General features: G+C 50.6%; 26 protein-coding genes and 1 pseudogene. 6 read left to right on the forward strand and 21 right to left on the reverse strand.

Annotated features, from left to right (window positions below):
- Positions 1-71 precede the first annotated feature (71 nt).
- From CW734_RS14975 to CW734_RS15010, 8 genes are all read right to left on the reverse strand, one after another.
- Entirely contained in the window at positions 72-2,120 is a 2,049-nt protein-coding gene (locus CW734_RS14975; protein ID WP_101191479.1) for a catalase, read from the reverse strand.
- 156 nt (positions 2,121-2,276) lie between these two features.
- Positions 2,277-3,248, reverse strand: coding sequence for a glutaminase (locus CW734_RS14980; RefSeq protein WP_145990611.1), 972 nt, complete (start codon positions 3,246-3,248; stop codon positions 2,277-2,279).
- Between the two features lie 113 nt (positions 3,249-3,361).
- Positions 3,362-3,964, reverse strand: a complete 603-nt coding sequence (locus CW734_RS14985; protein ID WP_101192207.1) for an alpha/beta hydrolase — start codon at positions 3,962-3,964, stop codon at positions 3,362-3,364.
- 121 nt (positions 3,965-4,085) lie between these two features.
- Positions 4,086-4,955: an Hsp33 family molecular chaperone HslO gene (gene hslO / locus CW734_RS14990; RefSeq protein WP_101191482.1), complete on the reverse strand. Its 870-nt coding sequence runs from the start codon at positions 4,953-4,955 to the stop codon at positions 4,086-4,088.
- Between the two features lie 39 nt (positions 4,956-4,994).
- A complete protein-coding gene (locus tag CW734_RS14995; protein ID WP_101191484.1) occupies positions 4,995-5,204 on the reverse strand; it encodes a DUF896 domain-containing protein in 210 nt (69 codons plus the stop codon).
- 149 nt (positions 5,205-5,353) lie between these two features.
- Positions 5,354-5,800, reverse strand: coding sequence for a GNAT family N-acetyltransferase (locus CW734_RS15000; RefSeq protein WP_101191486.1), 447 nt, complete (start codon positions 5,798-5,800; stop codon positions 5,354-5,356).
- On the reverse strand, positions 5,800-6,681 hold the full coding sequence (locus CW734_RS15005) for a patatin-like phospholipase family protein (RefSeq protein ID WP_180956288.1): 882 nt from the start codon (positions 6,679-6,681) through the stop codon (positions 5,800-5,802). Before CW734_RS15005 ends, CW734_RS15000 begins: the two co-directional genes overlap by 1 nt.
- A gap of 27 nt (positions 6,682-6,708) precedes the next feature.
- On the reverse strand, positions 6,709-7,386 hold the full coding sequence (locus CW734_RS15010; protein ID WP_101191488.1) for an SOS response-associated peptidase: 678 nt from the start codon (positions 7,384-7,386) through the stop codon (positions 6,709-6,711).
- Positions 7,387-7,550: 164 nt separating this feature from the next.
- On the opposite strand from CW734_RS15010, the gene CW734_RS15015 reads away from it, so the two are divergent.
- Positions 7,551-7,982: a hypothetical protein gene (locus tag CW734_RS15015; RefSeq protein WP_058382819.1), complete on the forward strand. Its 432-nt coding sequence runs from the start codon at positions 7,551-7,553 to the stop codon at positions 7,980-7,982.
- A gap of 119 nt (positions 7,983-8,101) precedes the next feature.
- Positions 8,102-9,298: an MFS transporter gene (locus CW734_RS15020; protein ID WP_101192209.1), complete on the forward strand. Its 1,197-nt coding sequence runs from the start codon at positions 8,102-8,104 to the stop codon at positions 9,296-9,298.
- 15 nt (positions 9,299-9,313) lie between these two features.
- Here the strand turns inward: CW734_RS15020 and CW734_RS15025 are convergent, their stop codons facing one another.
- The 3 genes from CW734_RS15025 to CW734_RS15035 form a co-directional block, all read right to left on the reverse strand.
- A complete protein-coding gene (locus CW734_RS15025) occupies positions 9,314-10,957 on the reverse strand; it encodes an SLC13 family permease (RefSeq protein WP_101191490.1) in 1,644 nt (547 codons plus the stop codon).
- A 239-nt stretch (positions 10,958-11,196) separates the two neighbouring features.
- Positions 11,197-11,385, reverse strand: a complete 189-nt coding sequence (locus CW734_RS15030; RefSeq protein WP_101191492.1) for a hypothetical protein — start codon at positions 11,383-11,385, stop codon at positions 11,197-11,199.
- A gap of 62 nt (positions 11,386-11,447) precedes the next feature.
- Positions 11,448-11,924 (reverse strand): metal-dependent hydrolase, encoded by a 477-nt coding sequence (locus CW734_RS15035; protein WP_101191494.1) that lies wholly within the window; start codon positions 11,922-11,924, stop codon positions 11,448-11,450.
- A gap of 104 nt (positions 11,925-12,028) precedes the next feature.
- Between CW734_RS15035 and CW734_RS15040 the strand changes: the two genes are divergently transcribed.
- The 4 genes from CW734_RS15040 to CW734_RS15055 all read left to right on the forward strand — a co-directional run bounded on the left by CW734_RS15040 (position 12,029) and on the right by CW734_RS15055 (position 15,536).
- Entirely contained in the window at positions 12,029-12,658 is a 630-nt protein-coding gene (locus CW734_RS15040) for a YfbR-like 5'-deoxynucleotidase (RefSeq protein ID WP_101191495.1), read from the forward strand.
- An 84-nt stretch (positions 12,659-12,742) separates the two neighbouring features.
- Positions 12,743-14,059: a hemolysin family protein gene (locus CW734_RS15045; RefSeq protein WP_232787082.1), complete on the forward strand. Its 1,317-nt coding sequence runs from the start codon at positions 12,743-12,745 to the stop codon at positions 14,057-14,059.
- 115 nt (positions 14,060-14,174) lie between these two features.
- Complete coding sequence (locus CW734_RS15050; protein WP_101191497.1) at positions 14,175-14,534, forward strand: YolD-like family protein; 360 nt, start codon at positions 14,175-14,177, stop codon at positions 14,532-14,534.
- Positions 14,535-14,645: 111 nt separating this feature from the next.
- The gene (locus CW734_RS15055) at positions 14,646-15,536 is read left to right on the forward strand and encodes a YihY/virulence factor BrkB family protein (RefSeq protein WP_101191499.1); all 891 of its coding nucleotides are present in this window, start codon (positions 14,646-14,648) and stop codon (positions 15,534-15,536) included.
- Between the two features lie 37 nt (positions 15,537-15,573).
- Here the strand turns inward: CW734_RS15055 and CW734_RS15060 are convergent.
- The 10 genes and pseudogenes from CW734_RS15060 to CW734_RS15105 all read right to left on the reverse strand — a co-directional run bounded on the left by CW734_RS15060 (position 15,574) and on the right by CW734_RS15105 (position 25,305).
- Positions 15,574-16,544, reverse strand: a pseudogene (locus CW734_RS15060) (dipeptidase).
- Complete coding sequence (locus CW734_RS15065; RefSeq protein WP_101192211.1) at positions 16,545-17,267, reverse strand: gamma-glutamyl-gamma-aminobutyrate hydrolase family protein; 723 nt, start codon at positions 17,265-17,267, stop codon at positions 16,545-16,547.
- 178 nt (positions 17,268-17,445) lie between these two features.
- Entirely contained in the window at positions 17,446-18,945 is a 1,500-nt protein-coding gene (dacB, locus tag CW734_RS15070) for a D-alanyl-D-alanine carboxypeptidase/D-alanyl-D-alanine endopeptidase (RefSeq protein WP_101191501.1), read from the reverse strand.
- Between the two features lie 221 nt (positions 18,946-19,166).
- On the reverse strand, positions 19,167-20,090 hold the full coding sequence (gene rbsB / locus CW734_RS15075; RefSeq protein WP_101191503.1) for a ribose ABC transporter substrate-binding protein RbsB: 924 nt from the start codon (positions 20,088-20,090) through the stop codon (positions 19,167-19,169).
- A 12-nt stretch (positions 20,091-20,102) separates the two neighbouring features.
- The gene (locus tag CW734_RS15080; RefSeq protein ID WP_232787083.1) at positions 20,103-21,047 is read right to left on the reverse strand and encodes an ABC transporter permease subunit; all 945 of its coding nucleotides are present in this window, start codon (positions 21,045-21,047) and stop codon (positions 20,103-20,105) included.
- Entirely contained in the window at positions 21,028-22,530 is a 1,503-nt protein-coding gene (locus CW734_RS15085) for a sugar ABC transporter ATP-binding protein (RefSeq protein ID WP_101192212.1), read from the reverse strand. Before CW734_RS15085 ends, CW734_RS15080 begins: the two co-directional genes overlap by 20 nt.
- 26 nt (positions 22,531-22,556) lie before the next feature.
- Positions 22,557-22,943 carry a D-ribose pyranase gene (gene rbsD / locus CW734_RS15090; protein WP_101191507.1) on the reverse strand — a complete coding sequence of 129 codons (387 nt, stop codon included), beginning with the start codon at positions 22,941-22,943 and terminating at the stop codon, positions 22,557-22,559.
- Positions 22,940-23,815 (reverse strand): ribokinase, encoded by an 876-nt coding sequence (gene rbsK / locus CW734_RS15095; RefSeq protein ID WP_101191509.1) that lies wholly within the window; start codon positions 23,813-23,815, stop codon positions 22,940-22,942. Before rbsK ends, rbsD begins: the two co-directional genes overlap by 4 nt.
- Positions 23,815-24,795 (reverse strand): LacI family DNA-binding transcriptional regulator, encoded by a 981-nt coding sequence (locus tag CW734_RS15100; RefSeq protein WP_180956289.1) that lies wholly within the window; start codon positions 24,793-24,795, stop codon positions 23,815-23,817. Before CW734_RS15100 ends, rbsK begins: the two co-directional genes overlap by 1 nt.
- 141 nt (positions 24,796-24,936) lie before the next feature.
- A complete protein-coding gene (locus CW734_RS15105; RefSeq protein ID WP_101191511.1) occupies positions 24,937-25,305 on the reverse strand; it encodes a rhodanese-like domain-containing protein in 369 nt (122 codons plus the stop codon).
- Positions 25,306-25,379: the final 74 nt, after the last annotated feature.

The following is a 25,379-nucleotide window of genomic DNA, read 5'->3' on the forward strand; positions in this document are numbered from 1 at the left end:
ACCCCTCAGTTATGTTATTAAACATATTCGGTTCGAAATGTGCCAAAATACTACTTTTCCACCATATTTTATCAAACTTCCCGAGTCCAGTGGCGGTGCGCTGTGATTGCCTCGATAAAGCTATCTGCGAATCCTTTCATGGAATCATCCGTGACGACTCCCGGTTCGCCGGTGTAGCCATTGGCATCCAGCCATTTCTTGCCTTCATGTGTTGCACCGATCGGCTTGAAGTGCCCGAACGCTTCCGTTACATAATAAGCGGTGTTCCGGGCGAACTTCTTGCTGACATCGGGGCCGCCTACTGCATAGATGGCGTCGAACAATACCGGGTCCGCTGTCGTGAAGGTATGGTCGATTTTCAGTTGTTTGCCGTTTCCTGCATCCAGCTTGCCTTGCTTCTCGCTGATGATTTCATATTGAAGGCCTTTGGATTCAAGCTGCTCCAATACTTCCATGACTTCCTTGCCGTTGAAGTCAGGGGCTACGATGACGCCAACCTTGCGCGTCTTGGCTGACTTAACCGTATTTTCCTGGCTTAACGCAGGTGATTTTTTGCTCGTATCGGTATTTCCTGTCTCAGGGGCTTTGACGCCGATGTTGGCAGCAATTTCCTGTGCCAGCTTGAGATTGACGTTCGCATACATGTCCACGATCTGTTGGCGGATATCGATGCTGTCGCATTTGCCGAGCTCGAAGCTGAACGCTTCGATGATATGTTGTTTTTCCGCATCGCTCATGCTGTTCCAGAACATCGTGGCTTGCGAGAAGTGGTCTTTAAAGCTTTCACTGCGCTTGCGCACTTTGCGGCCTTCCACTTTTTCCTGGTAATGGGCATACCCGCCTTCCGCTTCGCTGACAGGCGCCGGCGTGTTATTGGTGAAGGAGCTCTTCTGATAGGATACTTTCCCTTTATTGATGGTTTGGCGGCCATAGCCATCGCGCTGGTTATTGTGGAACGGGCAAACGCCTCGGTTGATCGGCAATTCATGGAAATTCGGCCCGCCCAGGCGGATCAATTGTGTATCCGTATAGGAGAACAGCCGCCCTTGAAGAAGCGGGTCGTTCGAGAAATCGATTCCTGGGACCACATGGCCTGGATGGAATGCGACTTGCTCGGTTTCCGCAAAGACGTTATCGACATTGCGGTTCAAGGTCATCTTGCCGATGATCTGGATCGGAATCTCTTCCTGCGGCCACATTTTTGTCGCATCGAGCAAATCGAAATCGAACTTATGCTCATCCTCTTCCGGAACGATCTGGACGCCCAATTCATATTCCGGATAATCGCCGCTTTCGATGGCTTCATGCAGGTCAGCCCGGTGGAAGTCGGGGTTTTTCCCGTTGATCTTCTGGGCTTCATCCCATACGAGCGAATGGACACCGAGCGTGGATTTCCACGTGAATTTCACGAAATGGGATTTTCCTTCGGCATTGATGAAACGGAATGCATGGACGCCGAATCCATCCATTGTCCGGAAGCTCCTCGGAATGGCGCGGTCAGACATCGTCCACATGACCATATGGGCTGCTTCCTGGTTGTTCGCGACAAAATCCCAGAACGTATCATGGGCTGTCGCAGCCTGCGGAATTTCATTATGCGGCTCGGGCTTGAATGCATGGACCAAGTCCGGGAACTTGATCGCATCCTGGATAAAGAAGACCGGGATGTTATTGCCGACTAAATCGTAATTGCCTTCCTCCGTGTAGAACTTCGTCGCAAAGCCGCGCGCGTCCCGCACCGTCTCTGCTGAACCGCGTGATCCCGCTACGGTTGAAAAACGGACGAAGACCGGCGTTTTCTTGCCTTTTTTCGACAAAAACTTCGCTTTCGTCAAATGCTCGAGCGACTCATAAGCTTCGAATTCACCGTGTGCCGCGAATCCGCGCGCATGGACCACGCGCTCTGGAATGCGCTCATGGTCGAAATGGGTCATTTTTTCCCGGAAATGAAAGTCCTCCATCAACGTCGGCCCGCGTTCACCCGCTTTTAAGGAAAATTCATCCTCCGATAGTTTCAACCCTTGATTCGTCGTCAAATCCTTGCCGCTGTCATCTGAACGGTACTGCTCCAATTGCTCGTTCTTGCTGTTTTCATCGACTTTTTTCGGATCTTGTGCCATTTTTCCACTCCTCATCTTTTTATGTATCCCTTAGTCTTTCTGTACCCCCTATCCAAACCGGAAACAAATAAATAGAAAAATCGAAAAAAACCATGATAAAAGGCCTTGCAGTGAAATAGATTCACTGCAAGGCCCTGCACGGTTTTGGTATTTTTATCAAAAAATGCTTAAATCCCACTCTTTTGAAATTTGCCGGAGCATCATTGTGCCGGCTGCGCTGTTCCCTTGAACATCAATCGCCGGGCCATAAACGCCGATCCCCGCTCCTGCGCGGAATTCATAGGTTTGCGAATGGAGCTTGGGTGGAACGGCCGCCATGATGCCGCCTGAAACGCCGCTTTTCGCCGGAATGCCGACATGCGCAGCGAAATTCCCGGATGAATTATACATGCCGCAAGTGACCATCAATACTTTCGTCACCTGTGCGATTTCTTCGGAAAAATGCTTCACTTTCGTGATCGGGTTGTAGCCGTCATAGGCAAGGATCAAACCGAGAAGCGCCAGGTCTTTCACTGACACTTTGATGGCGCATTGACTGATGTAGATGTCGAGTGCTTCTTCCACTTCAAGTTCCAGGAAGTTCGCTTCCTTCAAATAATAAGCAAGTGCCCGGTTGCGGTGAGAAGTGCCCCATTCCGAATCATAGACTTCCTTGTCGATCTCGATCGGGTGGCCAAGCAGTTCTTCAAGAAACCCTTTTAAATAGTCGAACTTCTTCTGTGCATTCTGTCCCGGCAGCAAAGAAGAAATCGTGATGGCTCCTGCATTGATGAACGGGTTGAACGGCTTGTTCGGCCGGTGGATTTCAAATGGCACGATGGAGTTGAATGCTTCACCTGTTGGCTCCACGTCCACCCGTTCCAATACGAACTCCAAACCGTAATGGCAACTGAGCGCAACAAACGTCAGTGCTTTGGATATGCTCTGCAGGGTGAACTCGGCGTCGGTGTCCCCCGCACAATAATAATGGCCATCTTCATCGATCATGCAAATCCCTAGTTTGCCCGGGTCGACTTTTCCCAAGGCAGGTATGTACTGGGCCGTGGTGCCGAGAACGGCATGCCCTTTGTTTTCTTTCACCCAAGCTTCAAGTTGCTCGGTGATGCGCGGATTGTTTTGCACCGCCATCCCTCCTCCAGTTCGTTTTCATTAATCATGACCGAAGCATGTCGTGGTTGTCAAAGCATGCGGAACGAAATCAGGCTCAAAAAAAAACTCCCCCAGAGCCGGAGGAGTTTTATTTACCCTTTTTCGTACCAAGCTTTAGCTGCAACCAATTCGTCCATCGTCAGCTGGTGCCCGTTATTTTCCCAATGCAGGCTCACTTCTGCGCCTGCTCCACTCAGCAGCTTTTCCAGATCTTCCGATTCTTCTTTCGGGCAAATCGGGTCGTTCGTCCCCGCGGCGATAAAGACGCGGGTGCCATCCAAATTCGGCAATTCCTTATTGCGGTCCGGTACCATCGGGTGGTGCAAAATCGCTGATTTCAATGAATCTTCGTACGAGAACAACAGGTTCGCGGCAATGTTTGCGCCATTCGAATAGCCGAGCGCAATGACATTATTGCGGTCAAAGCCGTATTCATCGGCTGCCTGGCCGATAAACTGATGCAATTCTTCTGTCCGTTCGCGCAAATCTTCCATATCGAACACGCCTTCAGACAAGCGTTTGAAAAAACGTGGCATGCCGTTTTCCGACACATTCCCGCGAACGCTCAGCACGCCTGCTTCCGGATCGATATGCCCTGCTGCCGGCAATAAGTCCGTTTCTGTTCCACCTGTTCCGTGCAACAGCAGGAATGTCGGCTTGGACGCATCCGCTGGTGGGTTGTAAATATGTTTCATCATGTAAAAACCTCCCATTTATATTATCTTTAATTCGAGATAATAACATCATATCATATCCACCTTACGCTTCCAAATCAAAAAGCCTGCGGAATCTTCCACAGGCTTTACATAGAGTTAATTAAGACAACATATCCTGCAATTGATCTTTCGTAAATACATAGGTTTCGTTGCAGAAATGGCATTGTGCTTCCGCTTTGCCTTCTGTCACGATAATATCTTCGATTTCTGCAGTTCCAAGGCCTTGGATGGCATTATGAATGCGTTCGCGCGAGCATTGGCATTGGAAATTCACCGGCATCGTATCGAGCGCTTTGACATTTTCTTTGCCCAATACTTCGTCTAGGATGTCTTCAGGCGTCAAACCGGCACGCACCATATTCGAGATGGTCGGGATTTCGGTCAGGCGCTGTTCAAGCTGGCTAATCACTTTTTCATCAGTCCCCGGCATCAATTGGATCATGAAGCCGCCTGAAGCCAGGATGGTGTTGTCGGGGTTGACAATAACGCCGACACCGACAGAGGAAGGCGTCTGTTCGGAAGTCACGATATAATGGGTGAAATCGTCTCCAAGCTCACCTGAGATGATCGGCACTTGGCCGACATACGGATGCTGCAAACCGATATCTTTGGAGACAGTCAGTGTCCCTTCTGTCCCGACTGCCCGGCGGACATCGAGTTTGCCTTGCTCGTTCAAATCAAAATGGGTTTGGGGATTGGACACATAGCCACGTACTTCGCCTTTTGCGTTGGCGTCAACGAGAATCGTGCCGAGCGGGCCGCCCCCATTGATTTTAATCGTCAACTTCTCTTCGCCTTTCAGCATTGCACCGAGCATGACGCTTGCTGTCATCGAACGGCCAAGCGCAGCGGATGCAGTTGGCCATGTGTAATGGCGGCGCTGTGCCTCATTCACCGTTTCTGTCGTGCGCGTTGCGAAGGCGCGGATCTGGCCATCGTAAGCCAATGCTTTCACTAAATAATCGTTCATCTATTTTCTTCCTCTCTGAAATCGTTTGGGTTTGTTCGTTTATTTCAAGTCTTTGACTTTGTTTGGCGTGACATCTGCGCCGAGCGGGTCGATAACCGTCATATTCGTTACGGTTGTCTCGACTTGTCCACGGATTTCTTGGAGATACTCGCGGCGGAGCACTTGCTGCTCCCGGATTTCCGCATAACTCAATCCATAGCTGCGCTCTTTTTGCGCCAATTCATTAATGCGCGGCAAGATCTTAATCATCTGAATCGCACTCCTTTCTGTGCGGACAGGGACATATCCACTTCCTTCATTTTATATTATCTCGAATTAAAAATAAATAAATGTGCCTGCAGCTCCTGAAAGCACAAAAAACCGCCTGCAGCCCTCAAAAGAACTGCGGCGGCAGGCGGTCAAACAGCCAGGCGGAATTGAGTGCATGTGACGCCTGGTGCGACTTCGAAGGTTTCTTCTTCCCGGAAGCCGAATGATTCATATAGTTTTCGGGCCGGCACATTTGCGGTGCCTGTACTGACAATGAACTCCGCTGCATTCTTTTGCTGGAGGAGATGGTCCACCAGGCTGCGGGCGATCCCTTGGCGAAACTGGAGCGGATCCACAACAAGCCGATAAATATCGACGACACCGTCTTCTTCTTTATAGGAAATGAACCCTTTCAAATAGCCGTCTTGATAGCCGAGAAAGGTCTCTTCGCTTTGCTGGATTTCATCAACCGTCTCGGAAATATGAGGAATATCATGAAACCCCATCAGTTCCGCTTCGATCCGGTAAGCCGGACGCTGGATCGACTGGATGTCGCGTGCAATTTTCTCATCTGTCTGGTCTATTTCGGTAATCATCACAAGCTCCTTTCCAAACTTAATGCATTTTGTGCATGGATGAATTTTTTCGCACGGGGCACGACCAGCTCTGCATCCCGGTAGCCTTGGACATACAAAGCCGCAAGCCGCTCCTGGTCCCGCTCGATGCCGCGCAGCCTGTGCAAATTGCGGGGGCGTACGATAATGGCATCATCTTGTGCTTCAAGCGCCTCTATCTGCTCCAGCGATTCGTTGTAGATGCGCTGCCGTTCCTCGAGCGCCCGTGCAAGGCCTGGATACTGCCGGGCAAATGTGGGGGCGAGGCGCATAAGGGGCGTATGGCGCTTCCGATAGCTCTTTTCACGCGTCATCACGATGATCGGCTTGGTCACGCCGTCCGACAAGGCTTGTTTGATCGGCAGTGGATCGGCCAGGCTGCCATCCATAAGCAGCCGGCCATTATATTCCACAGGGCGCGACATGAATGGCAGCGAACTCGATGCCCGCACGACTGTGAGCAAATCTTCCGGGGGCAGCGGCTTGCGGTAGTAGATTGCTTCTCCCGTCATACAATCCGTCGTTCCGACCACGAATTCTTCCGCAGCTGCACCGAATCCGCCATAGTCAAACGGCACAAGCCGGTTCGGGATATCGTCGAAAATCAAATTCATGCCGAACAATTCCCGTTTCTTGAGGAAGTTCTTCATAGAAATATAATCGGGATGCGTGACATAATCGATCATCACTGTCCGGTTTCTGCCGCTTTGCCGGGAAAGATACGAAACGGCATTGCAAGCCCCGGCCGATACACCGATGACATAATCCGTAAATAGCCCCTCTTCCATGAACTTCTGCAGCACGCCAGCCGTATAGACGCCCCTCATGCCTCCGCCTTCCAAGATCAACCCGCTTTTCACCATGACCCTCCCCTTTGCATGAAAGTGTGATCATCCGATTTTCCGAATCAATTCCTGTCCTGTGTTTTTTGGCGAGTTGACCGCGGCGGATACTTCATATGCTTCCAACTCTGCCGCTTCGTAAGGCTTGATGAGCTTCTGCAATAGCTCGGGGTCCTGGATATTCGGATCGAGCCAGGTTTTCTCCGCTTCCTTGGATAAAATCACCGGCATGCGGTCATGAATCTCCGCCATCAATGCATTCGGCTGTGTCGTCAAAATCGTGCAGCTATGGATCAATTCCCCTTCTGGCGATTCCCACGACTCCCATAGCCCTGCAAATGCGAACAATTCATCGTCCTCCAAATGGATGAGCATCGGTGTTTTGCCATCCTGCCCTTTTTTCCATTCGTAAAATGCACTTGCCGGAATGAGGCAGCGCTTTTTCTTGAAGGCATTTCGGAAACTCGGCTTTTCTGCCGCGGTCTCCGCGCGGGCATTGATCATCTTGTAGCCGATTTTCTGGTCTTTTGCCCATGACGGGATGAGCCCCCAACGGAATGTGCCAAGCCGGTTGCGCTTGCCGTCATTGATGACCGCAGCGATCTGCTGGGAGGGCGCCACATTGTAATTCTCTTCGTAGGAAGCCCGGTCGAGCGCGGCTTCTTCTATCTCAAAACGCTCAAGCAAGGCTTCGTAATCTGCATATAACGCAAATCTTCCGCACACTGAAATCCTCTCCTTTTTCTAAGTGGATTGGCTTAACTCCAATATAACAGATTTTTCAAACTTCTCTAGCAATCTGCTGTGCATTCCTTTAGGTACGCCCTTTCTGCGTACAATCCAAAAGAATGTTATAATGGAGAGACTATAAGGAAATGAGGAGGAATTGCATGGCTACTGCGCGCGAAATGAATTTGGTCAATAAGGATCTTTTGGTTGAGGAATTGGGCCTCAAGCAATTCGGCAACTCGAATGTTTTTTACAATGAGGACTTTTTTGTCCTTTCTCCGTCTGTGCAACGTTACGAAAAAGGCTTTGATGTAAGTGAATACAATCTCTCGAAATATGACCCTGAGAAACACCAAGGGTTTGTTATTGTGCGTTATATGGATACGTTCCTGATGGCGAAACTTGAAAGTTTCACTGATAAGATGATGCCTCCTGAACTGCAATTGAAGAAAAAGAACGTGAAGCCGCATTGGAAGTTTACGGTTGTCGAAAACCCGGCCTATCATCTCGTGAATACCCAAAACAAGGAATTGCGCTATCGCCTGCAAGAACCTACCCGCAAACAAATTCTTGCGTATTTCAATAAGCTTTAACGCCCAGCCCGCATTTTTCATGCGGGCTTTTTTACACCCTTTTTGCCGCTCCCACTTATTTGTCAATGAGTGATAGAATGGATGGCAGAAGCTTTGACGAAATGGAAGTGAGTGTCTCCATGGAAAAACCCACATACACTGTACGCGACCGTGAATTCTGGAAAATCATTGCGAGCCTGCTGTTGGCATCGTTATTTATTTTCGCCAATATGTATGCCGTCCAGCCTTTGCTGCCGGTATTCGTCTCGGATTTCGGGGTATCGGTTTCAACTTCTAGCCTGTCCCTTTCCCTGACCATCATCGGATTGATTGCGGGACTGGTCATTCTCGGGTTCTTCTCTGACCGCAACGGGCGGCGCTCCTATATCATCTGGTCGCTGCTCGGCTCCGCCATCCCGTTTTTCATCCTGCCGTATGTCGAATCGTTCACCGTGTTTCTCGCGCTGCGCTTGATCCAGGGCTTTGCGCTTGCCGGGGTCCCGGCTGCAGCGCTCGCCTATATCAGCGAGGAGATCGACCGTAAAAACATCGCCTATGCCACAGCTTTATACATATCGAGCAATGCACTCGGCGGCATGCTCGGGCGCGTCCTGACCGGATTTCTCACGGATGCGTTTTCCTGGCAATTGACCTTTTTCGCATTCGGCGTGACCGGCATCGCCTTGTTTATCGCCGTCTTTTTGCTATTGCCGCCTTCGCACCATTTTGAACCGAGCGAGCTGAGCTTTTCAAAAGATATCGAAGGTTTCCTGTTCCATTTAAGAAATCCGGCACTGCTCATTGTGTTCGGCCTCGGCGCGATTCTCCAAATCGCATTCACCGGGGTTTGGACCTATTTGCCGTTTCACCTTGAAGCCCCGCCATTCTCCATGTCGCTGCAGGCGATTTCCTATCTGTTCTTCGCTTACGGCATCGGGGTCATTGGCTCGCCGCTTGCCGGGCGCGCTGCTGAAGCATTCGGCTTGAAGCGCGTGCGCATTATCGGCGTGTTCATTTTTTCTGCAGGCGTGTTGATGACGCTCGGGCCTGAACTATGGATGGTCGCAGTCGGCTTATGCGTGACTTGCCTCGGGTTTTTCACGGCCCATTCACTGACCGCCGCTTCTGTCGGCCAGCAAGCCACGCATCATAAAGGCAGCGCATCTAGCTTGTATCTCGTGTCATATTATATCGGCGTCGCCGCCGGAAGTTCATTGCTCAGCCCCATCTGGACCCGCTTCGGATGGAACGTACTAATTCTTCTTTGCGCAGTGATGCCTGCGCTTTATGTGTTGATCGTTACTTGGTACAGAAAAAGAGCCGCCTCGATTGCATGAGGCGGCTCTTTTAGTTTATTCAAGGAACTGTGCGGGGGTGCTCAATAAATCGATGCCCCAGACGAGCGGCAGGAAGTAGTAGACCGCCAGGCCGACAAAGACAATCCCGAAGACGTTCAGGATGAATCCGGCACGGGCCATATCGATGATTTTCAAATACCCTGAACCGAAGACGACGGCATTTGGTGGTGTCGCAACCGGGAGCATGAATGCACAAGACGCAGTCACAGCGGCCGTTACCATCAGCGCATACGGATGGATGCCGAGCGCGACTGCCAATGACGCCATGATTGGGAACATCATCGATGCCGTAGCCGTATTGGAGGTGATTTCTGTCAAGAACAGTACAAATGCCGCAACGACAAGAACGATAATCAAGACATTGATTCCTTGCAGGCCGATTAACTGGCCGCCTACCCATTCAGATAGGCCTGACTCGGTGAAGCCTGCAGCGATCGCCAAACCCCCACCGAAGAGCAGGAGGATGCCCCATGGCAATTTAACGGCTGTCGCCCAGTCCAGCAAATTGTCGCCTCTGCGGTTTTTCGAAGGAACAGCAAACAAGATCAATGCAGCAATCAATCCGACCATCGCATCGTTCAAGCCAGGCAAAAATTCCACCAGCAGGAATGAGCGGGTGATCCATGAAAATGCTGCCAGCAGGAAGACCGCGAAAACGATTTTTTCCTCGTAGGAAGCTTTGCCGAGCTCTGCCTTCTGTTCTTTAATGACCGCACTGCCTCCCGGCAATTCCTTCAACTTCAATGGGAAAGCGATCTTGATCAAATAGAACCAAGCCACGAAGATAAAAATCCACGCTACCGGCACGCCGAACAGCATCCACTCGGCAAAAGTGATTTCAATGCCGTAGATTTCATTGACCGCACCGGCAAGCAAAGTATTCGGCGGCGTCCCGATCAAGGTCGCGATTCCGCCAAGTGATGCGGAATAAGCGATGCCGAGCATGAGCGCTTTGCCAAACCCGAAGTTTTCCTGTGAGGTGTCGATCGAGTCATCATGTTTCAATGCTTCTGACACCTGGTAAATAATGGCCAGCCCGATCGGCACCATCATCATGGCGGTAGCGGTGTTGGAAATCCACATCGACAAGAACCCGGTCGCCACCATGAACCCAAGAATGATCCGCTCGGTGTTCGTCCCGATCAATGAAATGATCGTCAAGGCAATGCGTTTATGCAGGTTCCATTTTTCCATCGTCAAGGCGATCATGAAGCCGCCCATGAACAGGAAAATCGTGTCGTTGCCATAAGCGGAAGTGGTGACCCCAACGTCCAATCCCCCAGTTAAAGGAAACAACACAATCGGCAACAGCGAAGTGGCTGGAATCGGGATCGCTTCGGTAATCCACCAAGTCGCAATCCAAATGGTGCTGGCAAGGATCGCCTTCGCTTCTGGCGTCAACCCTTCCGGATTCACGAACAGCATCGTCAAGATGAACAGCAAAGGGCCAAGGATCAGCCCGACCAGCTGCGGCTTATTATAGCTTTTCTTCTTGAAGCGCTCATCGTATGTACCCGCATCTTCTGCACGGTCGCGGTCGTCCCCTGGTGGAGTCGAGCCGGGCTTGGCAAAAAAGCGCAGCATGTCTTTTGTTTGATCGTGCTTTTCCCACATCCAATTCCACGTTGTTGAAATCATTTTATCCCTCCATTTTTCAAATAATAAAAATTGTTTAATTATTCCACCTGTTTAAGTGTAGCCGTTTTCATTTTTTAGGACAAGAGCTGAGATGCTATCTGGCGAGAGTGCTCTCATTTTTTGAAACCGTCCTCATGCTGCCCATCTTTTTTTCGTGAACCGGTTGTGCTTCGCTTAATCAGTCCTTGGCCTAAAAAAAGAAGCTGCCGGTCGATTTCCGGCAGCTTCCCTTCATGTCATTATTCACTTTCCGATTCGCCGATCGGATTGCGTTCATCGCCGACGCCTGTATTGCTGTGGGCGCCTTCTTTTCTCATCTTCTGTCCGTCTTCTTTCGATTCACGGTCAATCCCTTCGAACTCTTCACGTTTTCTTCGGTCAGTATTCCTCGATGGGTTGGCATCTTTGGAAAATTCGTCTCTAGGCATTGTACTTCCTCCTCTTGGACTGCTTTCCCCTCCTATTCCCGAAGAATACTGCTTAAAACTTATTACGCAAAGTTGAATAGGTTATAGCCGAAATAAACCGACAGCACCGATAAGGCAGCAAACACCAGATGTTCCGTAAAGCTCCCAGTCGATGTCGTAAGTGGAAAGCGCACCGTCACGCGCAGTGGAAACAATAGTTTTACGCCCCTTTTTGTCGCCATGTCCAGTACGATGTGGCTGATCATGCCGACAAGAATGCCCGCCGCCAAAGCTTCATTCGGCAACACTGCTTGAAACAATGCCGTCATGAGCAGCAAAAACAGCAAGCTATGGGTGAAAGTCCGGTGGCCGAACAATGTGCTGATCAGCTTCGATAAAATCGGCAGGCTCCTGCCGATTTTGCTCGAACCGTGGCAAATATCCGGGATCAACGCCCCGGCAACTCCGCCGATCAATAAGATGGCGGGCTCGTAATGGGAAACTTGCGCAAATGCCAGACTGGCTGCGATGCCGCCCGTGATGTGTGTTTTTCCTGTCATAGCTGATTGCGCTCCTTTTCCGTTTGAATCACTCTATAATTTCTATTATACCGTTTTTCGGGTATGCTGAAGACATCGAAATCAGCAAAAAGGAGTCGTTTTTCATGGGAATACATCGTTTTTTCACCTCATTAAATGATTTGGAGCGGATCATCCGGGCCCCGGGCAGGTTCAAGTTTGAAGAGCATAACGTCGCCGCGCATTCCTGGAAAGTCAGCCAGTATGCGATGTTTTTCGCGACGATTGAAGAGCGCGAAGGCCGACCTGTCGACTGGAAATCCCTGTACGAGCGGACCATCAACCATGACTTTGCCGAAGTATTTATCGGGGACATCAAAACCCCCGTGAAATATGCATCTCCTGAACTCAAGGAAATCCTTGCGAGAGTCGAGGAAGGGATGATGGAGAAATTCATCCTGAAAGAAATTCCGGAAGAATTCCAGGAAGTCTTTTTTGACCGCATGAAAGAAGGCAAAGACGAATCGCTCGAAGGCCGGCTATTGGAGTTCGCCGATAAGCTCGACCAATTCTACGAAGCGTTTGCGGAACTGAAGCGCGGCAATACCGATAAGGAATTCCTGAAAATGTACCGCATTGCCCTCAGCAAGATCCTCGACCTTCCGCTTACCGCGAGTGTCACTTATTTCCGCGAAGTGATACTCGATGACATCATGACGGAAGATACAGCGATCGATATCCGCAAAATTACAAAGCGCGTTCTCGACGCACATTGATACAATTCCTCAGCACCATTATGTAAATTGTGATAAATTAAAAGAAACTATCTCGGAGGTGAATCCCTTATTTAAGGGAATTTATTGGACCCCATACTTTTACTGAATTTAGCTCTTCTCGTCTTACTCATTGCATTAACCGCATTTTTCGTCGGTACGGAATTTGCTGTCGTCAAAGTCCGCATGTCACGCATCGAGCAGCTGATCGAGGAAGGCAATAAAAAAGCCGTCACTGTCAAGAAAGTCGTCAGCGATCTGGACTATTATTTGTCCGCTTGCCAGCTCGGCATCACCGTGACCGCCCTCGGCCTCGGATGGCTCGGGGAACCGACTGTCGAACGGCTGCTTCATCCGCTATTCGACTGGCTCGGTGTCCCTTCAGCGGTTTCGACGATCGTGTCGTTCGCATTCGCTTTTGCACTGGTGACATTTTTGCACGTCGTCATCGGGGAATTGGCGCCAAAATCGCTGGCATTGCAATTTGCGGAACGAATGACTTTGTCGCTGGCCCCAGCGCTTTATATCTTTGGGAAAATCATGTATCCGTTCATTTTCGTCTTGAACGGCTCTGCCCGCCTGCTGCTTCGCATGTTTGGCGTTGAACCTGCCGGCGAACAGCAAGCCCATTCAGAGGAAGAACTGAAGATCATCATGGCACAGAGCTTCCAGAGCGGCGAAATCAACCAGACGGAGCTTTCCTATATGCAGAACATCTTTGCATTTGATGAACGCAGCGCCAAGGACGTCATGATCCCGCGCACGCAAATGGTCGCTTTTCCGGATGATTTGTCCACTGATGAATTGCTGGCAGAACTTCGGGAGCACCGCTTTACACGCTATCCGATTGCGCGCGACGGTGATAAAGACGACTTGATCGGCTTCATCAATGCCAAGGAAGTACTGACCCATTATGCGATCAATAACGATGTCCAGATGACCGAACTCGTCCATGACCTTCCGTATTTCCATGAAACGACACCGCTGCAGATGGCGCTCGTGAAAATGCAGAAAGACCGCACCCACATCGCGCTGGTCATCGACGAATACGGCGGCACGTCGGGGCTGATCACGATGGAAGACATTCTCGAGGAGATCGTCGGGGAAATCCGGGATGAGTTTGATGAAGAAGAGGAAGCTGAAATCGTGAAAGAAAGCGACACCCGGTATGTGGTGAATGGCCGCGTCCTGTTGAAAGACTTGGAAGAACGCTTCAGCCTGAAATTTGCCGACAGCGACGAAATCGATACCATCGCCGGCTGGATGCAGCATCAGCTCATCGAAGCTGAAGCTGGAGATTCATTCGAAAAAGGCGGCTATCATTGGGAAATCGTTGCTATGGAAAACCACCATATCCTCAAGATCGCTTTCGAGAAACTCGAAGAACCGGAAATCAACGCATAAACAGGGCTGCCTTTAGGCGCCTTGTTTTTTTATGGAAAAGAAGTAATTGACCATTAGCCGTTCTTTCTTTACGATAAGAACAAGTGTTCTTATATTTTAGAAAGGAGTGCTGAAGATGAAAAAGAACCGGCATTTGACGGTTAAAGGGGACGTATTGGACAGGGGGCAATTGAAATGGGGGGCGCTGATGCTGCCGGAACATGTCCGGATGCTGCGGGAGTGGGAAGCCGATGAGCCTTCCAAGCATAAACCCCGCCTCGATGAAGAAGAGCTCGGTTTATTGCAGGAGGAAATCGGCATCGCCTACCAGCGGCAATGCATGGTCGAAATGCGCTATTGGGACGATGGGCCGGGAGCCGTATCCGGAACCATCGCTTCAGTCGGCCTATCCAATCAAACCATAGAGATTTCATCGGGTGCTGATGTTGTCCGAATCGCTTTTGCCGACCTTCTTGGCGTCAGAATGATCGATTAAAACTCTTCCTGAATGAAGTAAAAAACGGACAATTTTCTTTTTTAAGGTTATTTCCTGGTTGCAGCGGGCATATACTTAATAACTTTACAAAACAAATGGAGGTATAAAGTTATGAGCAAAGTGACGTCTTTTGCCAAGGAACTTGGCAAAGAATTCAAGAAAGACCATGCGACGACACTTGCGGCAGCCCAGGCATATTACTATCTACTGGCAATTGTCCCATTATTGATTTTATTGCTGGCCATCCTGCCGTATTTACAGATCGACCCGCAGCGGGCTGTCGATTTTATCGGCACCGTCCTGCCAGGTGAAGTCGCTTCAACATTCGAAGATACCATCGTCAGCGTCGTGACGACACCGTCCGGCGGCCTATTGACTTTCGGTATCCTTGGTACGCTTTGGTCCGCTTCGAATGCCCTGACTGCATTCATGGATGCAACGAACCAAGCATATGACGTGGAAGAAACCCGTTCTTTCTTCGTGAAGAAAGGGCTGGCAATCGTATTGACGCTGTTCATGCTGGTTGCTGTCATCGTTGCGCTTGTACTGCCGATCTTCGGCGGCACGATCATCGATATGATCAATCAATTCCTGAATCTTCCGCAGCAGACAGAAATCATTTTCCAGGTGCTTCGCTGGGTCATTTCCATCGTGGTCATGAGCCTCGTATTGGCGCTACTTTACAAATTTGCGCCGAATAAGCACTTCCCGTTCAAGGAAGTCCTCATCGGGGCAGTCATCGCTACGATCCTGTGGCAGCTGGTCTCCCTTGGCTTCTCATTTTATGTATCGAATTTCGGAAGCTATTCAGCCACTTACGGAAGCCTCGGCGGATTGATTGTCTTGATCCTGTGGTTCTTCCTCACAGGCTTGATCCTGGTTATCGGCGCTGAAATCAATGCGATTCTGCACCGCCGGAAACACGCCAAGAGCGATTCGGAAGAAAGCAAACTGCAAGCTGCCGAATCTGGCGAAACAGAGTCTTCCATGAATAAGTATTAAGGCAAAAGCCATCCGCTGACTCATTAGCGGATGGCTTTTATATTTTGCTGCTTGCTTCCCTGATACCCGGCCGATGCGCCAAGAAATTCCGGAACGCAAACCGTTCCACTTGGGTTTCGAATAGCGTTTTTGCAAGGCTTCGATTAAATTCGGGTACGCCGAAGCGTTTTCAAGCCCCGTGACGTGATCGAAAATCCCGTCGAAATCAGATCCCAGGCCAATATGGCGTTCTCCACCGAGCGTACAAAGACGTTCGATATGGCGCAGCAAATCCTCGATCGTCGCCTGCTGGCTCCCCGGGTTGATGAATTCTGGACAGAACACCACATCGATCAAGCCGTTGCGCGAGAACATCGCCTCGATTTGCCCGTCGTCCAGATTGCGTGGATGCTCGCATAACTTCCGTGTATTGGAATGGCTCGCAATCGGATAATCGGCGAGTTCCATCACCTCCCAAAATCCCGCAAGCGACAAATGGGACACGTCCGTGAAAACACGATGGTCATTATTCAGCTGCACCACTTGCTTGCCGAGCAGCGTCAACCCGCCGCCTCTGGGCTCTCCGACACCGTCCGCGCAAAGATTGGCGAAATTCCATGTCAGCCCGAGCGACAGCACGCCGAGCCTGTAGAGATGCCGCAATTTCGCAAGGTCGTTTCCGAAAGCATCCGCCCCCTCGAGCGCGAGCACTGCCCCGATTTCTCCCGGGCCCAGCGTGTCGATGTCTTCCCAGTTGCGGATGTGTTTCATGAGCGGCTGGCCAAGCACTTCGCTGTAGAACAAATCGACCTGCTCCAATGCGTGCTGCCATTTTTCATTGTCCGGCAGTTCCGGATGCACAAATACCGCGAAAAACTGGACTTTGACGCCCCCTTGCTGCAAACGTTGGAAATTAGTGTCGAGCTCTTCCGCATCCTTAAAATGCAACGGCTTTCCCCGAAACAATTCGTTGCGCTTCGCCACCTGAAGCTTCAGTAGCGCGTCGCAATGTGTATCGATGATCTGCACTCACTCATCCCCTTCTTCTGTACATGCGCTGACAAAACCTTCGAAGATACGCAGAGACGCTGCGTCGCCTGCACGCGCCATATTTTCCGGATGCCATTGCAGCCCAAGGGCGAAACCATGCTCTTTGCTTTCAATCGCTTCTATGACTCCGTCGCTTGCGATTCCGGAAACGAGATAATGATCCGGCACTCGGCGATTCGACTGGTGGTGGCGGCTATTGACTTTGAGCTTCAGAGAATCCGTCAACCGGTGCAATAGCGAACCTTCCGCAACTTCGACAAAATGCGAGCCATGTTCTTTCGGCGCACGCTGCTGATGTTGCAGCAGGTTACCAGCCAGCTGAGACGGCGTATCCTGATACATGTCACCGCCGGCTGCGATATTCAAGATCTGGGCGCCTCGGCAAATCGCCAACACCGGTTTGTTCTTCTCCATCACTTTCTCCAGCAGCTCCAGCTCGAAGCGGTCGCGTGAGGGAATGATGACGCCAAGACCCGGATGCGGCTCTTCGCCGAATAATGTCGGATCAATATCCCAGCCGCCCGCAAGGAACAATCCGTCGATGTGCTCGGCGAGTTCTTCCAGTTCCGCCTGCCCTTCAATATGCGGAAGCATGATCGGCAAGCCGCCCGCCCGGACAATCGCTTCTGTGTCCGCAAGCTCTACATTGTATTCATCTTTCCCTAATTCCTTTGACGCGGTAATGCCGATGATCGGTCTCATTTCCATCACTCCTAAGTTGTTTGAATACTTGATATATTCACCATACAGAAGTTTTTTCAGGATGGAAAGAACAATCCAATCTTTCCCATCAAAAAGAAACAGCCCGCAAAAGACGCGAAGCCTTCCGCCGCTGTTTCTGTTAAAACTGATTTTCATCGTCCTCCGAAGCTCTTGCTCATCACTCGGCTTGATATCCAGCAATCGCTTCGGCAATCGCGTTTTCGATCGGCGTGACATTCGCCAAATCATTGTTCAGGATGATCGCAAAGACCAGCCGTTCGCCGTCTTGGGTCGTTGCATAGCCGGCCAGAGAAGAAACCGAGGATAAGCTGCCGGTTTTAGCCTGGACGTTGCCTTCTGCGGCTGTGCCTTTCATGCGGTTGCGCAAGGTTCCGCCGACAAGGCGTTCAGAAGCTCCTGCGACCGGCAAGGATTCGAGGAACGTATCGAACCATGGCTCGTCCTGTGTCCCGGCCAGTAACTGCGAAATTTCATTTGCTGGAATCAAATTGACGTGGGACATTCCGGAAGCGTCGCGCAGATGGATCGTGTCGACATTGACGCCAAGCTTATCGGCCGTTGCCTCCATCACTTCAAGCCCGGCTTCCCAGCTGCCCTCTCCATTCACCACGCGGCCCATTTGTTTCGCCAACGCTTCACCGTGTCCGTTATTGCTCAGTTTCATGAACGGGATCGACAGTTCCGCAAGCGTCATCGATTGATGCTCTACCAACATGCGACTATCAGATGGCGTTACGCCCATCTCCGTTTGTGAGTTCCCGATCAACTCGACGCCTTCCTTATCGAGTGCCTTTTCGAACAAGCTGAGCGCGTATCCTGACGGTTCATCGACTGCGATCCACTCACGCGTCCGGCTGCCCTGTTCCGGGATATTGCCTTCCACAATGATTTCATTCGTGCCATGGTCTCTCGTGATGCTCAGTGTTTTCGGTTCGCCAGCTGCCACTGTTTGGGCGTTATTGGTGATCGTCACATAATCCGTCTCGGGCGACAAACTTACCCGCACCTCATCTCCTGCCGCATCTCCGGCGTTCGCTTCCACGATAATCGACCCCGCGTCGTAATCTTTATTCGGTGAGGCGGTCAATGCGGATACTTGGGCTCCGACATAATACACTTCGTTTTTCCATGTCATGTCTTCAGACAAACGTTCATCATCGAACCAGCTATCGTCGCCGATCAAGTCGCCCTTCACTTTATGTATGCCTTGTGCTTTCAATTCTTTTGCAAAGCGCTCGAAATCCTCCTCGAGCAATGTCGGGTCGCCTTTGCCTTTCAAGTAAAGATTGCCTTGCAGCACTTTGCCTTTCAGATCCCCATCAGTATGCAGTTCTGTCGAGAACCGATGATCTTCCCCCAAAGTTTCAAGTGCCGCCGCCAAGGTGAACAGCTTCATATTGGATGCCGGTTTCAGTCGGATGTCCCCAAAATGATCGTATATTTTTTCCCTACTGTCCGCTTTTCGGATGCTGACCCCTGCTAGCGCGCCGTCCAAGCTTTCATCTTGCAGAATATCATTCACTTGCGCAGTTAACGCTGCATATTCACTGTCTGCTCCTGCCATTTCCCCATCACTTCCCATCTGCAGCGGGGATGCCGCCAAAGCCCCTGCCAGCACGAGCAATCCCGCTGCTCTCCATCGATTCAATTTCGCCATTTTACTTCCTCCTCCAAGTGGTTTACAAAAAATGTACCACAAATAAAGTAAGAATTTTCTGATACCTGAATAATCAGAACTAATGGCTTACTACTATTTTATATTAATAGTAAAAAAATCCAAATAAAATCTATATTTTTCTTTGTTTCTTTTTCGCTAGGTTCTTTCAGCCTAGCTGCATTAAAAAACCGCACCGGCAAATTGCCGATGCGGTTTCTTCATTATTCCTCGATCAATTCCAATTCTACTGGAATCGATGCTTCCACTTCTTCGCCGTCCAAGTGCTGGATTGCTGTTTCGACAGCCATTTCCCCGATCATTTCCGGTTTCTGGGCAATCGTTCCGGCAAGCCGGCCTTCTTCTACTGCTGCAACAGCATCATCTGTCGCGTCGAATCCAACAACTGTAACGTCTTTGCCCGAAGCTTCAATCGCTTCAAGCGCGCCAAGCGCCATTTCGTCGTTATGTGCAAACACTCCGGTTACATCAGGGTTTGCTTGCAGGATATTTTCCATGACCGACAAACCTTCTGCACGGTTGAAGTTCGCCGTTTGCTTGGCAACGACGTCCATGCTGTCCGCTGCGATATTATTGAAACCTTCTCCGCGTTCACGCGCTGCAGAAGATCCAGGGACCCCTTCAAGTTCAGCTACTTGTGCTCCGTCACCGACAAGCGACAACAAATGTTCAGCAGCCATTTCGCCACCCGCTACGTTATCCGAAGCAATGTGGGAAACGACTTCGCCACTTTCTGCGCTGCGGTCTACTGTAATGACCGGGATGTCGGCATTATTGGCCGAAGCCACGGCTGAAGCAACTGCCTCAGAATCGACAGGGTTGATCAGAATCATGTCTACGCCTTGCTGGATCAAGTCTTCTACATCACTTGCCTGTTTCGATGCATCATCTTGTGCATCGACAACCGATAGGCTTGCGCCAAGTTCAGAAGCTTTAGCTTCCGCTCCTTCGCTCAATGTCACGAAGAACGGGTTGTTCAATGTCGAGATCGAGAAGCCGACTGTGTAATCGCCGCTCGCTTCTTCGCCGCCCGTTGTTTCTTCTGAATCCGAACCTGGTGCATCCATGGTACATGCGGCCAAAACCATCATTGCCAAAAGGACGAACATCAATAGCATTTTCTTCATTTCTACCACTCCTTATGCTGTTTTTTTACGGTCTAGCAATACTGCAAGCAATATAACTGCACCCTTCACCACTTGCTGGAAGAAGGAGGAAACCCCGATTAAATTCAATCCGTTGTTCAAGACGCCGATGATCAGCGCCCCGATCAAAGTACCGACGATCCACCCGCGGCCGCCTGTCAAACTCGTTCCACCAAGTACAACAGCTGCGATGGCATCAAGCTCAAACATCTGGCCGGCTGTCGGCTGCGCTGAATTCAAACGCGAAGTCAAGATCAAAGAAGCCAAACCAGCAAGCGCACCGACTAAGGAATATACATAAATCTTGATGCGGTCGGCATTGATTCCGGAAAGCACAGAAGCTTCCTCGTTGCCGCCCACTGCGTAAACGCGGCGTCCGAATGTCGTTTTCTTCAGAATGAAGTAAAGGATCCCGAAACTGATGAGCATCGTCACGACTGGAACCGGGATGCCGAGGAAATAGCCTTTTCCAAGCATCTGGAAAGCCATGCTGTCGCCAAGCCCTGAAATCGGCCGGCCTTCTGTGTAGACGAGCGTCAAGCCCCGATAAATGGTCATCGTCGCAAGCGTCGCGATGAATGGCGCCACTTTCCCCTTCGCGATGATGACACCGTTGATGGCTCCGAGAACTGCCCCGAGGAACAGCCCCAATAGCATCGCCAAGATCGGGTCAATTCCTGAAGCCATCATGCCGGCTGTCACAGCACCCGTAAGCGCCAAAATAGAACCGATCGATAAGTCGATTCCGCCGGTCAAGATGACGAAGGTCATGCCGAATGCGATCAACGCATTGATCGACACTTGCCGGAGGACGTTCAAGATATTGCTCATGGATAGAAAACTCGGGTTAATTGCGGTAATGATGATGATGATCAAAATCAAACCGATGAACGGCGCGATTTTTTGGAACAAGCTTGTATTAGCGGACTTCAGCTTCAAGTTTCCCACCTCCTGTTGCATAATGCATAATCGTTTCCTGAGTCATTTTCTGCTTCGGCAGATCTGCCGTCAACTTGCCTTCGTGCATGACGAGCACACGGTCGGCCATGCCGATCACTTCCGGAAGTTCGGAAGAGATCATCAAGATGGCGACGCCGCGAGCGGCCAATTCGTTGATGATCGAATAAATCTCTTTCTTCGCACCGACATCGACTCCCCGTGTCGGCTCATCGAGGATGAGCACATCGGGTTCGATGCCGAGCCATTTCGCGATGACGACTTTTTGCTGGTTGCCTCCGCTGAGCGATTTGGCAGCCTGGTCAGGCCCCGATGTCCGGATTCCAAGGCGTTTCACCATCCGGTCGTACAAGCTGCGTTCTTTGTCTTTCGACAGCAAACCCTTTTTGGAAATGGATTCAAAGTTTGCCATGCTGATGTTTTCCTCTACTGTAAAATCGACGATCAAGCCTTCGGATTTACGGTCTTCGGTTACATAACCGATGCCGAGTTCTTTCGCTTTTTGCGGATTGTCGATTTTCGCTGGCTTGCCATCAAGTTCCACGGTTCCTGTATCCGCTTTCTTATAACCGAATAAAGACTGCGCCACTTCTGTGCGCCCGGCTCCCATTAGCCCTGCAATCGAAACGATTTCCCCTTTATGGATATCGAAGGAAATGTCTTCAAAGCAATCTTTCCGCGACAAGCCTTTAACTGACAGTTTCACGTCCCCGATCGTGGAGCTTCGTTCAGGGAAACGGTCGCCAAGTTCACGGCCGACCATCAACTGGACAATTTCTTCGAAGCTGGTTTCGCTGATCTTCCGTTCACCGACGAATTCACCGTCGCGCAAAATGGTGATGCGGTCGCATAGCGAAAAAATTTCTTCCATGCGGTGAGAAATATAGACGAAAGAGACGCCGCGCTTTTGCAGGTCGCGAATAGTCACGAATAAAGTTTCGATTTCCCGGTCCGTCAGCGCAGCGGTCGGTTCGTCCATAATGATCATTTCTGCATCCATCGACAAAGCTTTGCCGATTTCCACCAATTGCTGCTGTCCGACAGACAATGTGCTCGCGGAAAGCGAAGGGTCGATATCGAGCCCTAAATCCCCCAGGATCTTTTTCGTTTTGCGTTCCATGTCTTTTGTCTTCAGGATTCCTGTGCGCCCGACGGTTTCCTCGCGGCCAAGAAAGAGGTTGTCCGCAATCGACAGGTGCGGCAGGATATTCAATTCCTGGTGGATGACGGCGATGCCTTCCGCTTCCGCCTGCTTCGGCGAAGTGAATTCGACTTTTTTGCCTTTTACTTCCACCGTTCCGGAGTCACGCGTGTAGATGCCGGACATGATTTTCATCAAGGTCGATTTGCCGGCCCCGTTCTCGCCCATCAAGGCGTGGATTTCGCCTTGATGAAGAGAGAAATGGACGTTTTTCAAGACGGCGTTGCCGCTGAACGACTTGCAAATATCGGTCATGTTGATCATATTGATCATTTCGTTCACCTGCCTCATTAAAAGATGACGCCCGACTGGAGAATGACATTCGCATAAGGGCTTGCTTCCCCTGTGCGGATGATCAGTTTGGCGTTATGGCTCATCGCCTTCAATTCCTCGTGGCTCAAGTAGCGGCAATCCAATTGCTGTTGCATGCCAGCTTCCAAGCCTTTATTGTGATCGCTTATTTCCCGGGCAATATAAGCCGCTTCCGCTTCAAAATCCTCAAGCACTGTATCCAGCACCGTCTCAAAAGAAGGCTCTCCGATGCGGTATGATAAATCTACGCATGGCACATGTTCCGGCACCGGCAGCCCGCAATCGGCAATGACAAGCAGATCCGTATGCCCGAACCGTGCCAAATGACCGGCGATGTCGCGATTGATTATGCCTTGTTTTTTCATTTTGCTGCCTCCATCCGGGAAACGACTTCCGTGCGGTTCGGCATGCCGCCTTGCGCCCCGAATTTCTCCACCGATAAGGAGGCAGCGGCGTTGGCGAAGCGGACAGCTTCCTTGAACTCGCTGCCTTCGGCTAGTGCAACTGCCAAGGCGCCGTTAAAAGTATCTCCCGCCCCCGTCGTATCGACCGCTTGTGTCGGAAATCCTTCTACTGTTACATGCTTATCGCCATCGAAATAGCGGGCACCGTTTTTTCCAAGCGTCACGACCATGCGATTCGGATAACGTTCCAGTTCAAGTTCCCAATTCGTGCCGAACAGCTCTTCCGCTTCGGTTTCATTCGGCGTCAAAAAGTCCGCTTGTTTCATCGCCTCCGTGAATCCACCAGCTGGCGCTGGATTCAAAATAACGGGCACGCCGAGTTCTTTGGCAAGCTGCAGCGTATATTCCACGACCGGAATCGGCAGTTCCAACTGCAGGATGACCAGCGAACTTTTTTCGATTACCTTTTTCTGTGCATCGATGTCGGATTTCGTCAGTTCGTGGTTGGCACCTGGGACGACGATGATACGGTTGTCGCCTTCTGACAATAGGATATTGGCGATGCCGCTCGCCCCATTCGTTTTTTTGACACCTTGTGTATTGATTTGCTCTTTTTCCAGCCCATCGAGAAGCTGTGTACCGAATGCGTCGCTGCCGACTGCCCCGACGATATGGACTTGGTCGCCGAGCCTCGCTGCTGCGACTGCCTGATTGGCGCCTTTTCCGCCAGGCACGGTCGTATATAAATTCCCTAGCACCGTTTCACCTTGCTTCGGAAAGCGTTCCGTTCCGACCACAAGGTCCATATTGATGCTGCCTACTACTGTAATCATCATTCCACACTCCTTGTTGTGCCACGTAAGACAAGCTTGACCGGAATTTCATAGAAGCTTTCTTCCACGGGCTTATTCTCAATCCGCTTGATCAAAACGCGGGTGGCGATTGCGCCCATTTTGTAAACGTCTTGTGCGACGGTCGAGAGCCCCGGCGACAGCATCTCGCCCATTGCGATGCCATCGAATCCGACAATCTGCAAATCGTCCGGCACTTTTCTACCGAGCAGGACAGCCGCTTTCAAAGCCCCTGCTGCCGACACATCGCTTGAAGCGAATATGCCGTCGATTCCCGGATCGTTCTGCAATTCCCGTTCAACGATCTTTTGCGAATCGGCATAATGGAACGGGCAAGTGACAATGCGGTGATCGACATGCGCTTTTCCGATCGCTTCCATAAATCCTTCATAACGGTCGTTCGCCGGGTTCAGCGCTTCCGGCCCTCTCAGGAACAGGATGTTTTGGCATCCGCGCTCGAGCAGCGCATTCGTCCCAAGCACCGCACCTTCCTTATTATTCGATGAGACGACCGGGATTTTTTCATTGATCGCCCGGTCAAGCGCTACAATTGGCAGCTTGGTATTTACATAATGTGGAGCTTCCAGCTGGTTGGAGGTTACGATAAAGCCGGCGATGTATTTTTTCTTCAAGGTTTCGATATAATTTTTCTCTTTTTTCGGATCTTCATCGGAGTTACATAAAATCACCGTATAGCCGTAGCTCAAGGCCACATCTTCCACAGCCCGTGCGAGCTCAGGAAAAAACGGGTTCGTGATGTCCGGCAAAATGAGCCCGATCAAATTGGAGCGTTTCGTGTTCAAAGAGCGTGCAACCGGATTCAGTTCATATTCCAATTCCTCGACCGCTTCTGTCACCGCTTTGGCGGCATCTGCGCTGACATAGCCGCTGCCGTTCAAAAAACGTGAAACTGTCGCAACGGAAACGCCTGCTTTTTTCGCTACATCTCTGATCGTTGTCATCGCTCTTCTCCATTCTCGGGTTATGTGTAACCGGTTACACATACTATAAAACTTCCCTTTCTTCTTGTCAACGCGATTTTTCATTTCCCCTGTTCCGAAGTCCATAAAAAAACCCCGACAATTAATGTCGGGGTGAGAAGATCAGTGGGCCAGCATCCGCTCGCCGCAATTTTCCTCGGTTAGGCTATAGCTGATAAGGTTTTTCCCTTTTTTCCGCAGCAAGCGGACAGCCATATTCTTTTCCATTTCATCAGAAGCGATGATGTGGATCGGCCGGTCCGGTATTTCTTCGTAGCTGCGGATGAAATAAGCGACCGGCAGTTCGAATGCGCCTTCGATGGGATCTTTATAGGAAATATTATAGGCTCTCACATCCAGCAAGAGAATATCGTTATTTTCTTTCAAGTTGTCTGCACAATCGTGCTTGACCCCTTTGGCCGTGACATAGCGTTTATAAAAACCGTTGAAGCTGGCAAGAGCCAGCAGCGCAATCGGGATGCCAATACTCATTGTTTCGATCTTCCCCTTCTGGATTGTGTTTTTTCAAAGGAAAACCGCCGAAGCCGAAGCTTAAGCGGTTATGT

The sequence above is a fragment of the Planococcus sp. MB-3u-03 genome (assembly GCF_002833405.1).
Taxonomy (GTDB): Bacteria; Bacillota; Bacilli; order Bacillales_A; family Planococcaceae; genus Planococcus.

What these genes read in the sequence shown, in the direction of transcription:
- CW734_RS15015 (WP_058382819.1), top strand. Translation starts at nt 7,551, where the DNA reads ATGGCTACTGCGCGCGAAATGAATTTGGTCAATAAGGATCTTTTGGTT.
- CW734_RS15065 (WP_101192211.1), bottom strand. Translation starts at nt 17,267, where the DNA reads ATGAGACCGATCATCGGCATTACCGCGTCAAAGGAATTAGGGAAAGAT.
- CW734_RS15035 (WP_101191494.1), bottom strand. Translation starts at nt 11,924, where the DNA reads ATGACAGGAAAAACACACATCACGGGCGGCATCGCAGCCAGTCTGGCA.
- rbsK (WP_101191509.1), bottom strand. Translation starts at nt 23,815, where the DNA reads ATGATTACAGTAGTAGGCAGCATCAATATGGACCTTGTGGTCGGAACG.
- rbsB (WP_101191503.1), bottom strand. Translation starts at nt 20,090, where the DNA reads ATGAAGAAAATGCTATTGATGTTCGTCCTTTTGGCAATGATGGTTTTG.
- dacB (WP_101191501.1), bottom strand. Translation starts at nt 18,945, where the DNA reads ATGGCGAAATTGAATCGATGGAGAGCAGCGGGATTGCTCGTGCTGGCA.
- CW734_RS15005 (WP_180956288.1), bottom strand. Translation starts at nt 6,681, where the DNA reads ATGGTGAAAAGCGGGTTGATCTTGGAAGGCGGAGGCATGAGGGGCGTC.
- CW734_RS14995 (WP_101191484.1), bottom strand. Translation starts at nt 5,204, where the DNA reads ATGATTAAGATCTTGCCGCGCATTAATGAATTGGCGCAAAAAGAGCGC.
- CW734_RS15085 (WP_101192212.1), bottom strand. Translation starts at nt 22,530, where the DNA reads ATGATCAACATGACCGATATTTGCAAGTCGTTCAGCGGCAACGCCGTC.
- CW734_RS15050 (WP_101191497.1), top strand. Translation starts at nt 14,175, where the DNA reads ATGAAAAAGAACCGGCATTTGACGGTTAAAGGGGACGTATTGGACAGG.
- CW734_RS15030 (WP_101191492.1), bottom strand. Translation starts at nt 11,385, where the DNA reads ATGCCTAGAGACGAATTTTCCAAAGATGCCAACCCATCGAGGAATACT.
- CW734_RS15020 (WP_101192209.1), top strand. Translation starts at nt 8,102, where the DNA reads ATGGAAAAACCCACATACACTGTACGCGACCGTGAATTCTGGAAAATC.
- CW734_RS15025 (WP_101191490.1), bottom strand. Translation starts at nt 10,957, where the DNA reads ATGATTTCAACAACGTGGAATTGGATGTGGGAAAAGCACGATCAAACA.
- CW734_RS15100 (WP_180956289.1), bottom strand. Translation starts at nt 24,795, where the DNA reads ATGACAACGATCAGAGATGTAGCGAAAAAAGCAGGCGTTTCCGTTGCG.
- CW734_RS14975 (WP_101191479.1), bottom strand. Translation starts at nt 2,120, where the DNA reads ATGGCACAAGATCCGAAAAAAGTCGATGAAAACAGCAAGAACGAGCAA.
- hslO (WP_101191482.1), bottom strand. Translation starts at nt 4,955, where the DNA reads ATGAACGATTATTTAGTGAAAGCATTGGCTTACGATGGCCAGATCCGC.
- rbsD (WP_101191507.1), bottom strand. Translation starts at nt 22,943, where the DNA reads ATGAAAAAACAAGGCATAATCAATCGCGACATCGCCGGTCATTTGGCA.
- CW734_RS14980 (WP_145990611.1), bottom strand. Translation starts at nt 3,248, where the DNA reads ATGGCGGTGCAAAACAATCCGCGCATCACCGAGCAACTTGAAGCTTGG.
- CW734_RS15000 (WP_101191486.1), bottom strand. Translation starts at nt 5,800, where the DNA reads ATGATTACCGAAATAGACCAGACAGATGAGAAAATTGCACGCGACATC.
- CW734_RS15105 (WP_101191511.1), bottom strand. Translation starts at nt 25,305, where the DNA reads ATGAGTATTGGCATCCCGATTGCGCTGCTGGCTCTTGCCAGCTTCAAC.
- CW734_RS15055 (WP_101191499.1), top strand. Translation starts at nt 14,646, where the DNA reads ATGAGCAAAGTGACGTCTTTTGCCAAGGAACTTGGCAAAGAATTCAAG.
- CW734_RS15040 (WP_101191495.1), top strand. Translation starts at nt 12,029, where the DNA reads ATGGGAATACATCGTTTTTTCACCTCATTAAATGATTTGGAGCGGATC.
- CW734_RS14985 (WP_101192207.1), bottom strand. Translation starts at nt 3,964, where the DNA reads ATGAAACATATTTACAACCCACCAGCGGATGCGTCCAAGCCGACATTC.